The sequence below is a fragment of the Paraburkholderia sediminicola genome, assembly GCF_046027355.1.
Lineage (GTDB): Bacteria > Pseudomonadota > Gammaproteobacteria > Burkholderiales > Burkholderiaceae > Paraburkholderia > Paraburkholderia sediminicola_B.
On the sequence record NZ_JAQQEK010000010.1, the window covers coordinates 190,719 to 203,246 of the forward strand.

At 62.0% G+C, this 12,528-nt stretch carries 13 protein-coding genes; 7 read left to right on the forward strand and 6 right to left on the reverse strand.

From position 1 onward, the window contains the following. The first annotated feature begins 50 nt into the window (after nt 1-50). Nucleotides 51-1,568, forward strand: coding sequence for a M81 family metallopeptidase (locus PQR42_RS19245; protein ID WP_408387070.1), 1,518 nt, complete (start codon nt 51-53; stop codon nt 1,566-1,568). A gap of 17 nt (nt 1,569-1,585) precedes the next feature. Then, nucleotides 1,586-2,617 (forward strand): alpha/beta hydrolase, encoded by a 1,032-nt coding sequence (locus PQR42_RS19250; RefSeq protein ID WP_408387069.1) that lies wholly within the window; start codon nt 1,586-1,588, stop codon nt 2,615-2,617. Between the two features lie 56 nt (nt 2,618-2,673). Here PQR42_RS19250 and PQR42_RS19255 read toward each other — a convergent pair whose 3' ends face one another. The 4 genes from PQR42_RS19255 to PQR42_RS19270 all read right to left on the reverse strand — a co-directional run bounded on the left by PQR42_RS19255 (nt 2,674) and on the right by PQR42_RS19270 (nt 5,611). Next, nucleotides 2,674-3,165: a low affinity iron permease family protein gene (locus PQR42_RS19255; protein WP_408220857.1), complete on the reverse strand. Its 492-nt coding sequence runs from the start codon at nt 3,163-3,165 to the stop codon at nt 2,674-2,676. Between the two features lie 77 nt (nt 3,166-3,242). Continuing rightward, nucleotides 3,243-4,802, reverse strand: coding sequence for a PqiB family protein (locus tag PQR42_RS19260; RefSeq protein ID WP_408387068.1), 1,560 nt, complete (start codon nt 4,800-4,802; stop codon nt 3,243-3,245). Continuing rightward, nucleotides 4,803-4,952: a hypothetical protein gene (locus PQR42_RS19265; protein WP_408387067.1), complete on the reverse strand. Its 150-nt coding sequence runs from the start codon at nt 4,950-4,952 to the stop codon at nt 4,803-4,805. Continuing rightward, nucleotides 4,949-5,611: a DUF3313 domain-containing protein gene (locus tag PQR42_RS19270; RefSeq protein WP_408387066.1), complete on the reverse strand. Its 663-nt coding sequence runs from the start codon at nt 5,609-5,611 to the stop codon at nt 4,949-4,951. Before PQR42_RS19270 ends, PQR42_RS19265 begins: the two co-directional genes overlap by 4 nt. Nucleotides 5,612-5,918: 307 nt before the next feature. On the opposite strand from PQR42_RS19270, the gene PQR42_RS19275 reads away from it, so the two are divergent. Continuing rightward, nucleotides 5,919-6,515 (forward strand): TetR/AcrR family transcriptional regulator, encoded by a 597-nt coding sequence (locus PQR42_RS19275; RefSeq protein WP_408220849.1) that lies wholly within the window; start codon nt 5,919-5,921, stop codon nt 6,513-6,515. A 43-nt stretch (nt 6,516-6,558) separates the two neighbouring features. On the opposite strand, the gene pdxR is transcribed toward PQR42_RS19275, so the two are convergent. After that, the gene (pdxR, locus tag PQR42_RS19280) at nt 6,559-8,094 is read right to left on the reverse strand and encodes a MocR-like pyridoxine biosynthesis transcription factor PdxR (RefSeq protein WP_408387065.1); all 1,536 of its coding nucleotides are present in this window, start codon (nt 8,092-8,094) and stop codon (nt 6,559-6,561) included. A 137-nt stretch (nt 8,095-8,231) separates the two neighbouring features. Between pdxR and PQR42_RS19285 the strand changes: the two genes are divergently transcribed. The 4 genes from PQR42_RS19285 to PQR42_RS19300 all read left to right on the forward strand — a co-directional run bounded on the left by PQR42_RS19285 (nt 8,232) and on the right by PQR42_RS19300 (nt 11,231). After that, on the forward strand, nt 8,232-8,969 hold the full coding sequence (locus tag PQR42_RS19285; RefSeq protein ID WP_408387064.1) for an NAD-dependent epimerase/dehydratase family protein: 738 nt from the start codon (nt 8,232-8,234) through the stop codon (nt 8,967-8,969). Beyond that, nucleotides 8,966-9,478, forward strand: a complete 513-nt coding sequence (locus tag PQR42_RS19290) for a cupin domain-containing protein (protein ID WP_408387063.1) — start codon at nt 8,966-8,968, stop codon at nt 9,476-9,478. Before PQR42_RS19285 ends, PQR42_RS19290 begins: the two co-directional genes overlap by 4 nt. A gap of 360 nt (nt 9,479-9,838) precedes the next feature. Next, complete coding sequence (locus PQR42_RS19295) at nt 9,839-10,459, forward strand: phasin family protein (RefSeq protein ID WP_408220841.1); 621 nt, start codon at nt 9,839-9,841, stop codon at nt 10,457-10,459. Between the two features lie 484 nt (nt 10,460-10,943). Beyond that, complete coding sequence (locus PQR42_RS19300) at nt 10,944-11,231, forward strand: hypothetical protein (protein ID WP_408220839.1); 288 nt, start codon at nt 10,944-10,946, stop codon at nt 11,229-11,231. A gap of 84 nt (nt 11,232-11,315) precedes the next feature. On the opposite strand, the gene hmpA is transcribed toward PQR42_RS19300, so the two are convergent. Further along, nucleotides 11,316-12,497 carry an NO-inducible flavohemoprotein gene (gene hmpA, locus PQR42_RS19305; RefSeq protein ID WP_408220837.1) on the reverse strand — a complete coding sequence of 394 codons (1,182 nt, stop codon included), beginning with the start codon at nt 12,495-12,497 and terminating at the stop codon, nt 11,316-11,318. Nucleotides 12,498-12,528 lie beyond the last annotated feature (31 nt).

Sequence of the window (12,528 nt, forward strand, 5' to 3'; positions counted from 1 at the left end):
ATATCATCTCGCCGATGGTTCGCGAGATCGTTTGAGAAAAGGTGAAACACATGAAAATCCTGATCGCCGGTTTCCAGCATGAAACCAATACTTTTGCACCTACCAAGGCGTCTTATTCGAGTTTCGTTCAAGGCGAGGGCTTTCCGCCCATGGTCCGCGGCAACGACGTGTTCGGGCTTCGCGACGTCAATGTGCCGATCGGCGGCTTCATCAAGGTCATGGAAGCAAACGGGCATGAACTGAAGCCGGTGATCTGGGCGGGCGCCAGCGCATCGGCACACGTCACGACGGATGCGTTCGAGCGGATCGGTGGCGAGATCATCGCTGCGATCGAAGCAGGCGGTTTCGACGCGATCTATCTCGACCTGCACGGTGCGATGGTGACGGAGCAACACGACGACGGCGAGGGTGAACTTCTCGAACGCGTGCGGCGGGTCGTCGGCGATCGCATGCCGGTGGTCGTTTCGCTGGATCTGCATGCCAACGTGACCGCTCGCATGTTCGAACACGCGAGTGCGCTCGTGGCGTATCGCACCTATCCGCATGTGGACATGGCTGAAACCGGCGAGCGTGCCGCGCGGCTTCTCGAAGATCTGATGCGGGAGGGGCGCCCGTTGCATCGGGCGGTTCGTCGCGTGCCGTTCCTGATTCCCGTGAATGGCATGTGCACGCTGGTCGAGCCCGCACGCGGGATGTACCAGTTGCTGGAGGATATCGAAGAGCGGCCTGTCGTGACCGTGTCGTTTGCGCCGGGCTTTCCCGCGGCCGATTTTCCCGAGTGCGGCCCGACGATCTGGGCTTATGCATTCGACGAAGCCGCGGCAGAACATGCGGCGGACGCACTGTTCGCGAAGATCGCCGGCGATGAAGCCCGTTGGGATGTGCCCTTCCTGACGCCCGACAAAGCGGCGCTCGAAGCAATCCGGCTGAGCAGGACTGCGGCCAAACCGGTCATCATTGCGGACACGCAGGACAACCCGGGCGTCGGCGGCGATTCGAACACGATGGGGATGGTGCGCGCGCTGTTGCGCAACGGCGCTACCGGCGCGGCGGTGGGCGTGATCTGGGATGCGGAGGCTGCGGCAGCGGCGCATCGCGCGGGTGTGGGCGCGCGCATTTCACTCGCGCTGGGCGGCCGTTCCGGTGTGCCGGGTGATGCGCCGCTGGAAGGTGTGTTCGAAGTCGAGCACGTGTCGGACGGACGCTTCCGTTTCGATGGTCCGATGCTCAACGGGATGCAAGGTGAGTTGGGGCCGGTCGCCTGTTTGCGGATCGAAGGCGTCAGGATTGCGGTGAGCTCGGTCAAGATGCAGGTGTTCGATCGCAACCTGTTCCGCGTGGCGGGCATCGAACCTGAGCAGATGAAGATCCTCGTGAACAAGAGTTCGGTGCATTTTCGCGCGGATTTCGAGGCTATTGCCGAGGCGATCCTCGTGGCGAAAGCGCCGGGGCCGATGGCCGCCGATCCCGTCGACCTTCCGTGGACGCGTCTCGATCCGGCAATCCGCTTGCGGCCGTTGGGGCCGTCTTTCAGCGAGAGCGATCCGGCACGGCTCGCGAGCGCTTAACTTTTAAGGAAGTCGCCATGTCTGATCAGATCAATATTCGGCGTCGTCGTCTGCTCGGGACGACGGTTGCGGGCCTCAGCCTGATGGAACTGGGACTGAGCGGGCTTGCCAACGCGCAATCCATCAGCACGAAGACGGGAGCCAGTGTCGCCTCGTTCGACAACCTGAAGCAGATCAATGCCGGCACGCTCAGCATCGGCTACGCCGAAGCGGGTCCGCGGAACGGACCGGTGGTGATCCTGCTGCACGGCTGGCCGTACGATATCTATGCCTTTGCCGAAGTCATGCCGTTACTGGCGGCGGCTGGCTATCGCGTCATCGCGCCGTATCTGCGTGGCTATGGCACGACGCGCTTCCTGTCCGCGGATACACCGCGCAACGGCCAGCAGGCTGTGGTGGCGGTCGACATCATCGCGTTGATGGACGCGCTGAAGATCGACAAGGCGATTTTCGGCGGCTTCGACTGGGGTGCGCGCACGGTGAATATCATCGCCGCGCTGTGGCCCGAACGATGCAAGGCGATGGTGTCGGTGAGCGGCTATCTGATTGGCAGCCAGGAGGCGAACCGCGCGCCGTTGCCGCCGAAGGCGGAGCTGGCGTGGTGGTATCAGTTCTACTTCGCCACGGAGCGCGGCGCTGCGGGCTACGACGCGAACCGCCACGACTTCAACAAGCTGATCTGGCATACGGCGTCGCCGAAATGGAATTTCGACGATGTGACGTTCGAGCGCTCGGCGCAATCGTTCAACAACCCGGATCATGTTGCGGTGGTGATTCACAACTATCGCTGGCGTCTGGGGCTGGTGAAGGGCGAGGCGCAATACGACGATCTGGAGAAGCGTCTGGCAGCGGCGCCGACGATTTCCGTGCCGACCATCACGATGGAAGGTGATGCGAACGGCGCGCCGCATCCCGACCCGGCGGCGTACGCGAAGAAGTTCAGCGGCAAGTACGCGCACCGGAATATCGGCGGCGGTGTCGGACATAACCTGCCGCAGGAAGCGCCGAAAGCATTTGCGGATGCCGTGATCGACGTCGCACGTTTCTAGCATTACGTGCTCGCTAACGACTATCGCAAAGCGTGCGCTCGCAGCCAATGCATTGGCTAGTCGCGTTGCTCCGCCGCTCCCGTTTTGCCATCGCGACCTTTACCGCTTCGCCGGTCTTCGTCCCCATCATCGCGGTTGTCGACGAACGGCGAATCGGTATCGCTGCCGCCGGCGCGCAGCGCAGTGCGCGCTTCCTCAGCCAGCTTTTCATAGTGTTTGCGAAAGCGCGTCAAGTCTTTTTCCTCAAGCTCTTCAAGATCGAGCAGGGCGTTGTGAGCCCCTTCCAACGCGCGGATCAACTCGTCGAGCTTGATTTGCATCGCGGCGGTGTCGCGGTTCTGGGTGTTCTGGATCAGGAAGACCATCAGAAACGTGACGATTGTGGTCGACGTGTTGATCACGAGTTGCCACGTATCGCTGTAGTGAAAGAGCGGGCCAGTGAGGGCCCAGACGATCACCATGACGACGGCCAGAACAAAGGTGACCGGTCTGCCGGTCATCGTGGAAAGGAAGCTTGAGAACTTCGAAAACCATTTGCCGCTCATCATGATCTCCGGGAGTCGGTTCGACGTCAGGCATCATCGCACAGACGGCGCGCCGGCCAGCGGGCAAGCCTCGAAGCAAGTCAGTGGTCCGCCGATTTACCCCGCACAATCGATTCAGGATGCTGTTCCAGATAATCCGACAGTGCCTTTAGCGCAGCAAGTGTCCGGCGCAACTCAGTCAACGCCTGATGAATATCGGTGTGCATCGGCGAGTCCTGCTGCAGCGAAGCGTTTGCGGCGTTGAACGAGCGCTCGGCAGTCGCCAGCGTCGTGTGCGCCTGCGGCACCAGTTCCGTGCTGATTCGCTGGAACAGGGAATTGGCGTTCACAAGCGCCTGGTTCAGGTTGAAGCCGATCTCGTCGAAGGGAACGTGGTCGAGTCTCTTCACGATGTTGGCGAGTTGGTCCTGAAGCTCCTCGACGGTATTGGGCACGGTCGGCAGTTCGACCGGCATGCGGCGTGTATCGATGCTGACAGCGGGCACGTTCGGGAAGAAGTCCAGCGCCACATAGCGCTGGCCGGTCAGGACGCTCCCCGTGCGCAACTGCCCGCGCAACCCCTGGGCGACCAGTTGATGCAGCAGCGCCTTGGCCGCCGCGCCGGAGCCTTTTCCGAGCGCCTCCCTGTAGCGTCGTCCGAGACGATAGGGGTAGAGGTCGAGCGTCACCACCATGTCGAAGCGGCTGCGCGCCGGAGTGAAGTCGAGATCGATGGCGGTCACTTCGCCCAGTTCGACGCCGTCGAAGTCGACCGGCGCGCCGACTGAGAGTCCGCGCACGCTCCCGCTGAACATCATGCGCACCGACGCGGCGGGTCCGTCATCGGCGCGACGCATCGCCTCGGTTCTGTTTGCGGCTAGAGCGAACGCGGCGCCGTCGGCGGCGCGATGTTCGGGTATCCGTGATTCTGGCAGATCGAATACGACGCCTCCGGAGAGCAGCGTGGCAACGGACTGAGTGTCCAGCGTCAAGCCGCTCGAATCGAATCGCAAGTCGATGCCGCTTGCGTGCCACCATCGTGTGCCTGATGTGACATAGCGGTCGTAGGGCGCTTTCACGAATACATCGATGTCGACGGCGGAGCCACCGCGAGCTAACGCATAGTTGAGGACCTGCCCCACCTGCACGCGGCGGAAATAGACCGGCGAACCCACATTGAGCGATTCGAGGGAAGACGCGTGCAAAACGAACCGCCCACCGTTCTGGTCGCTGGTCACGGACGGCGGCGTTTCGAGACCGGCGAATTGCTGGCATGTCGCGGACGCGCGTCCAACATCCACCGCGATGTACGGACCGGAGATGAACGTCGTCAGCCCGGAGACACCGGCGCTGCCGACGCGCGGACGGACCACCCAGAAGCGCGTGCCGCACATTGCAAACCGTTCGGCGGACGTGTCGAGTTCCAGGACGGCGAGCACACGTGAGCGATCGTGCGTGAGCCGCAGTTCCGTCAATCTGCCTATTTCGACGTCCTTATAGCGCACGCGGGTTTTGCCGGCCTCGAGCCCTTCGGCCGTGGCGAAGCTGACGGTGACCTCGGACCCCGATCGTTCGAGCCAGGGCGCGAGTAGCGCGAGACAGATCAATGTGGCGGCAATCGGCGCGAGCCAGATGGCGGCGAGTCGTGGGCGAAGTCGCATTTACAGCTTTCCGCGGACGACGTCGCCGATGTCTTTCGCCAACCGGCAAAGATAGCGCAGCGCTCGCTTCATGCTGTGCCTGATGCCTGCGCGGATCGACCCGGCACGCGCGGCGCGCAAGGCGATGGGCAGCGGCAGCGGACCGGTCAATGAAGCTGCGCCACCAGCGCATCCGCACCCTTGTCGAGTCCCGTTTTCGCAGCGCCCAGGGAGCCGAAAGCGGCCGGCAGATTCATGGCGTTCGGATATTGCTTCGACACGTAGGCCTTCAGCAATTGGCCGCTCGCACCGTCATAGACTTCCACGGCGTAGGACACCGAGCCGCTGAATGCGCCCTGGCCGCCGCGGATCGACTGCACGCCGTTGTAGAGATTGCCCGCGAGGTCGAAATGCATGAACTGCCCGACCAGCAGCGTCGTGCTTTCCGCGCCGGTCAAGGTCAGCTTGATCCGCAAGGTGTTGGGGCCGGTCTGCGTGGCCACGTCGAACCGTTTCGCCAGTTTTTCCGAGAACGTCTTTTGCATGTAGTCGGCAAGCGCGGCCCTGTCGGCGGCCTTTAATTTGCCGAACTGGTTGTCACTGCCCTGATAGACGGCCACCGGGTCCAGCACGACCTGCGTGTAGCGCGCCCAGACCACAGGCGCCGCGTATTTGTAGGGCACCTTGCCAGCATCGTCGTCCCGGTTCTGCTTCAACTGCGGCGAGGAAGCGATGCCCGTGTAGGCGACGGGTTGCACACCCGCGCAGGCCGTGAGGGCCAGTGCCACTGTGCCGACGAAAAGAAGCGGGACGAGTTTGTTCGTGAACATTGCATGTTCCTTGAGGGCAAATTGATTGAGTGCCGGTGAATGCCGGGCGGCGTGTAGTTCAGGCGAGAACCGATGAGGCCGAACAGTAGCACTGTCTTTATTGAATGTAAACCGTCTATCCGGTTTGTTTGTTGGGCGGCTTGGGCGGTACAATTCCAACTCTCAGAGCGAGCGCTGCTTGTGCCGACGGATGGCGCGACTGCTTGCCGACACTGATTCACCGCGCTGATTCATTTGCCCAATACCATCACGACGCGGCGGCCACCGGGCCGGCACAGCCAGCGTGGCGACGTCATCAATATCGACAATGGATAACCAGACCCGTTCGGAGATTTCTCGCAAGAAGGCAATCGATGCCGCTCTTACCATCCTGACCCGCGAAGGTGTCGGTGGACTGACGTTCGATTCGTTGTCGCGTGAAAGCGGCATCAGCAAGGGCGGATTGCTGCATCAGTTCCGCACCAAGCAGGGGGTGCTGTGCGCGTTGCTGGAGCATCAGAAGCAGCAGTTCGAGCAGATCGCGCGCGACTATATGGCGAAGGAGGGCGCGTCGAAAGCGGAGCCGAACCTCGCGGCGCAGATTGCGATTTATCGAGAGTCCATCAACCAGCCGCATTCCGTGGCACGAGCCGTTCTCGCCGCGCTGGTCGAGAATCCCAACTTGCTCGACGAAATGAAAATGTCCGACGCGGAGAAAATGAAGGCCTTGCAGGACGAAGCGACCGACCTCGATCTGTCGCTGTTGCGATACTTCGCGGCAAGCGGTCTCGCGTTTCACTCTCTGTTGGGACTGTCGCCGCTGGATGACTCGGCCCGCGACCGGCTGTTCGATCGTCTGCTCGACGAGGAGAGCTGGCAAGGTCAGCGTTCGCAGGCTAAACGTCGCAAACGGTCTACGGGCTGAGCCACGCGGTAGCGTCAATCTGGTCTGCGCGTACCGCACTGGTTCATCGCGAACGGCGCGTCAACGCTCGAGCCAGAGCGATCACACCTGACTCTATTTCCTCGACACCGATCGACGCAAAACCGAGCACGAGCCCCGGCGGCGCGGGACGATCGATTGCATACAGCGACAATGGGCGCGTCTCGATGCCCTCGCGTGCCGCGCGCCGCGCCACGTCGGCGTCGTCCGTGCCTTGCGGCAGAAAGGCGGGCGCATCGAGTCCCGCCACGATCGGCGCAAGCGCGAGCAAGCCCGAGAGATGCCGCTCGACCGCCGACGTCAGCGCCTCGGCCCGCTCGCCATAGAGCATGCGCATGCGCCGTATGTGCCGACCAAAATGGCCGTCGGCGATGAAGTCGTGCAATACCGACTGCTGATCGGTTGGAACATGCCGCGCCGTCGACGAGAGCGCGGCCACGAACGGCTCGACCAACCGGTCGGGCAAAATCGCGTACGCGGTCCTCAAAGCGGGAAACAGCAGTTTGCTGAAGGTGCCGCAGTAGATCACGTGTCCGTGGTCGTCGAGGCTCTTCATCGCGGCTAGCGGGTGGCCCTCGAAGCGGTACTCGCTATCGTAGTCGTCCTCGATGATGACGGCGCCTCGATCCCGCGCCCACTCGAGCAGCGACAGGCGCCGTTCGAGCGCGAGCGGCGGACCCAGCGGCGCCTGGCGCCCGGCGGTGACATAGGCCAGGCGCGCTGCCGCGGCGTGCTGACGAGCCCACGACACATCGACGCCGGCCGTGTCGACCGGCACGCCGATCACCCGCGCGCCCGCCGCTTCGAGCACGAAACGTGCGCCGAGGTAACCGGGATCTTCCATCCACGCGGTGTCGCCCGGATCGAGCAGGAGGCGCGCGCTCAGATCGATCGCCTGCTGAACGCTGCCCAACACAACGATGTTGTCCGCCGAACATCGAATGCCGCGCGACGGACCGACGTAAGAGGCGATCACTTCACGCAGCGGCCGATACCCTTGCGCCTCGCCATCGCCGAGCAGATCCCGCTGCGCGCGGCGCACCCGGTTGGCCGCGAGCCGTGCCCACAATTCGAATGGAAACGTGTCGAGATCGGGTTGGCTGGCGCGAAACGCGAGCGCAGGGCGCGTGCGGCCGCTGAGCTGAAACGCGCTCCGCGCGAGCAAGCGGCCACGCGCCGACAACTCGACACCAGGCGATTGCGCGCCGCTCTCGCCATCACGATGACGCTCGCGGACGAGCGGCCGGCCATCGCGCTTTCTGGGCGAGGTCCGCTCGCCGCTGTCGATGCGCCGATCCGGCAGTTCAGCCGCGACGAAACTGCCTCGCCCCACTGCGCCCGATAGATACCCTTCCGCGTCGAGTTGCGCGAAAACGCCCAGCACCGTTCCGCGCGACAGTCGAAACCGTGTCGCGAGATCGCGCGTGGAAGGCAGGCGCGCGCCCGGCGGCAACGTCCCGGACAAGATCGCCTTGCGCAACTCGTCGTAGAGCCAGCGCTGAAGCGGCACGCCTTGCAGTCTGGGCGCTAGCGCAAGTTCAATCTGTTCGGCTCGCCGCACTCTCGTCCTCGTCGAATTGGCTCAATCAATTTCCGAATAATGGACCTTTTTGGCGACCATTCACAGTCTTATGCTGGGGTCATTTGGAAACGCGGCATGTCGCCGAACTTCGAGTAATGACTCACGGGAGAAAGGAAATGACACACAAGGTGTTCGTCGCCGGAGTAACGGGGGCCATCGGAAGCGCGCTTGCGCCGCTGCTGATCGACGCGGGCTATACGGTGTTCGGCAGCACGCGGCGCGCGGACCGCGCGAGAGAACTTGAGGACGCGGGCGTGGTGCCGGTCGTCGTCGACGTGTTCGATGCGGCCGCGCTGCGTGACGCGCTCGTGCGCATCGCGCCGGCGAGCGTGCTTCATCAATTGACCGATCTGCCGCCCGGGCTCGACCCCGCTCGAATGGCGCAGGCAGTGACGGCAAACGCGCGGATACGCGACGAGGGCACGCGCAACCTGGTGGCCGCGGCGATCGCGGCGGGCAGCCGCCGGATGATTGCGCAAAGCATTGCATGGGCGTACCGGCCGGGAACGACGCCTTACGACGAAAGCTGCCCGCTCGACATCGATGCGCAGGGCGCGCGCGGCACGAGCGTGCGTGGCGTCGCGGCGCTCGAGCGGCACGTGCTGGAAGCGGCGTCGCTGAACGGCACGGTGCTTCGCTATGGACAGATTTACGGACCCGGCACAGGCGCCGACGCCCCGGCTGGCTCAAGTCCGCTGCATGTCGAAGCGGCGGCCGTTGCGGCCTTGCTTGCGCTTCAACGGGGCAACGCCGGCGTGTACAACGTCGCGCAAGACGCAGCTGAAGTGACCAGCGCGAAGGCGCGCCGTGAGCTGGGTTGGTCGCCGGATCTGCGGTCGGCGGCGCGCGTATGAATCCGCTGACGCTGCCGCGTATCGCGTGCAAGCCCGCCATGCTTGCACTGGCCACGCTGACGCTACTGGCGCTCGGCCCGTCGGCGCCTCGTTCGGCCATCCACTGGTTCGCTGACATCTGCGGTGGCGATTCATTGATGTCCAACGCATCGACGCACCCGGACGCAGCGAGGCGGCCTGCATCGACCGTGAAAGTGCTCTCGTGCGAAGCGCTGCCCAACGTGCCGGGCAAGTCGGTGACGACGGCTATCGTCGACTTTCCGCCGCTTGGCTTCACGCCCGCGCATCGTCACCCTGGCTCAGTGACGGCGGTCGTGCTGGAAGGGACGATCCGCTCGCAACTGCAAGGTGGGCCGTCCGTCGACTACGCGATTGGACAGACCTGGTTCGAGCCGCCGCGCGCGCTTCATTTATTCGCGGAGAATCCCGATCCGGTGCGCCCGGCGAAGTTACTTGCGACATTCATCGCCGATACCAATTGCGGTCCGCTGGTATTGCCGCCTGACTAGGACCCGCGTGGTGTCACCGCTAGATTGGTTGTAAATCCGCATCACATTTTGTCTTTTCCTCTTGCGATAGACGGTCGTATACACCTGCATTTGATCGTCTATCGCACATCTGCTCATGCACTTCGTAGCGCGATCAAGCCGCTTACTGTTAGTGCTTCCCACGCTGTTTCCCACAGATCGGCGCATACGCCGAGGCCGCGAATATTCCGCTGATCTTTCGACGATCAAAGCCGCGGCTCTCTTCAGTCAAAACCATGCTGTCGCCCGAGGGTAATTACCTACAAAACAGTGCGCCAGATGCAGATTTAACAAAGTTAGAATGTTTCATCTAATGCTGCATCGCAGAACGATTCGAGCAGGTTGGCGCAAGCCGATGAGTCACCAACTGCTTGCGTCCCGACTGGTCTCGCATACCTCTTGTCTGAGCAATGTGAACGTTTAAAGAAGGAGTACAGAGTGTATTTTTCGACGCCAGAGCAATTCGTCTCCATGCAAAGTGCCAATGTTGCCGTCGCGTTTTCGTTGGCGCAGCAAACATTCCAGTATTTTGAAGAGCTGGCTAAGTTGAACCTGCAGGCGGCCAAGGCCACGTTCGCGGAAAGCGAACAGGCGTGGCAGATGGCGGTGTCGGGTAAGACGCCGGTCGAACTGTTTATTCATCAGGCCAGCAACGCGAAACCCGTCGCGGAGAAAGTGCTGTCTTATAACAGTCACGTGCTTGAAATTACCAATGCCGCACAGGCCGAATTTCTGAAGATTTTCGAAGACCGGTTTGCACAGTCCAACACGAAAATGCAGACGGTTTTCGACGACTTCGCGCGCAATGCGCCCGCAGGCTCCGAACTCGCGGTCACCGCGTTCAAGTCGGCGGTTTCCAGCGCGGGCGCTGCCTACGACGCGATGCGCAAAGCCACCGCGCAAGCCATTGCCATGGCGCAGGCCACTCAGTTGACGGTGCCTGCCTCGGCGCGGGCCAAATAAGGCAATTCAGCCAACAGCAATGCTCATGCAGCCTGGAGCAAACGCTCCAGGGCTGTTGTTTCGCTTTCCTCCAAGCAGGACGGACCAGCCGATTCGGAAACGAAATGGGTATCGCATTGCTTGCCAACTCGTTCGAAGGGCGATCCGAAGGCGCTTAAAAAAGTCAGCCGGGAATGTAATGGGAAGTCAATCGTATAAGAACGATCTCTCGCACATTGAAACGATAGTCACAACGTTAGAGAGATTGCTTTCAAAAGGTGATTCGATGGCGTGCACGTCGATGGTCAATGAGCCGGGTTATTGGCGTCAACGGATCGAGACGATACTGAATCAGCGCGAAGTATCAAAGGTCGACCGGGAGCACGCCGACGCTCTACTCAGACGCTTGAGCGGAATCATCAAGATGCCTTAATAAGACGGCACAATCGAACGAACATCTGAATGCCGCGAGCAACGCGGCTCAGTCACTATAAAAGGGTACGACATGACCAGTGAATCTTCTGAGAGCGGTTTGCAGGTGCTGTCGTCGCACGCTTCGGGTCGTCACCGACTCGTGGTGCGCGCGGCGCTTCATGGTATGCGCATTGCCGCAATCTGGCAGGTGCTATTTCCCTTCTCCCGCAACGTCGAGACAGTCGTTGTGACGACGCTTCCCGGCAGCGGGTTTGAAGAGGTCACGATCGCGCTGGCTCAAGCGCAACGCGAGTTGGTGGATGCCATGATCGCACGCTTCAAGAGCATGTCCTGGGTGACGAGCGCAACGCTTTGCTGACGGCGTAAGTAGCCTCAACGCGACCGACAGGTGCGTGCAAATAGCCGGCTCCGGCTATTTGCACGTCCAGCGCAACCCGCGTCTTCATTCCAGTGCGGAAGCCGGACCAAAGAATTCATAACGGCTTTGCGACTCCGGCACGCCAATCGCCTTCAGGTGCTTCTTGATGGCCTTCATGAACGCGATCGGTCCGAGGAAATAGACGTCGACGTCGCGCGTCTTGGGCAGCCACGCGTCGAGGCGCGTTTCGTCGAGATAGCCGATGCCGTGCGCGTCGGCATCTTCCGCGCGACGCTGCTCATAGCAATAGAAACGCTTCAATGTCGGATGACGCGCGGCCAACTGGTCGATCATGTCGCGGAACGCATGAACGCCGCCGTGACGCGCCGAGTGAATGAAGTGCACAGGGCGATCGGTCTTCAGCGCGGCTTGCAGCATCGCCAGCGTGGGCGTGATGCCCACGCCGCCGCTAATCAGCACCAGCGGCTTGTCGTTGTGTTCGAGCTTGAAATCCCCAGCCGGCGCGAACAGTTCCACCGTGTCGTTTTCATTGACGCGCGTGTGCAGATGGTTCGACACCTTGCCATTCGGTTCGCGCTTCACGCTGATACGGTACTCGTGGCCGTTCGAGACGGCCGAGAGCGAATAATTGCGCCGCACTTCCTCGCCGTCGATAAAGAGCCGCACGCCGATGTATTGCCCCGGATGAAACGCGAGCAACTCGCCGTTGTCGTCGGGGCGCAGATAGAACGACGTGATCTCGTCGCTTTCCCGCACTTTACGGGCGACACGAAAGAGCCGCGTGCCGCGCCAGCCTCCCGGCGCCGCTTCCCGCTCGGCGTACATTTTCTCTTCGAGGCCGCTCAACAGATCGGCGAGTTGCTGATAGGCGGCGGCCCACGCTTCGATGACCGCATCGGTTGCGATCTCGGCGCCGAGCACTTCGCGGATGGATTTGAGCAGGCACTGCCCGACAATCGGATAATGCTCCGGCAGGATATTCAGCGCGACGTGCTTGTTGATGATTTGCGAGACCAGCCCGCCAAGTTGTTCGAGTTGATCGATGTGACGTGCGTACATCAGCACGCCGTTGGCCAGCGCGCGCTGCTGCGCGCCGCTCGCCTGGTTGGCGAGGTTGAACATGGGACGCACTTCGGGATGTTCGCTGATCAGCATGTCGTAGAAGTGCGTGGTCAGCGCTTCGCCTCCGCTTTCGAGAAGAGGAACGGTGGCTTTGACGATGGCGCGGTGTTCGGCGGAAAGCATGGGAAGTCCTGGTTGTTGGTGGATATCCAGT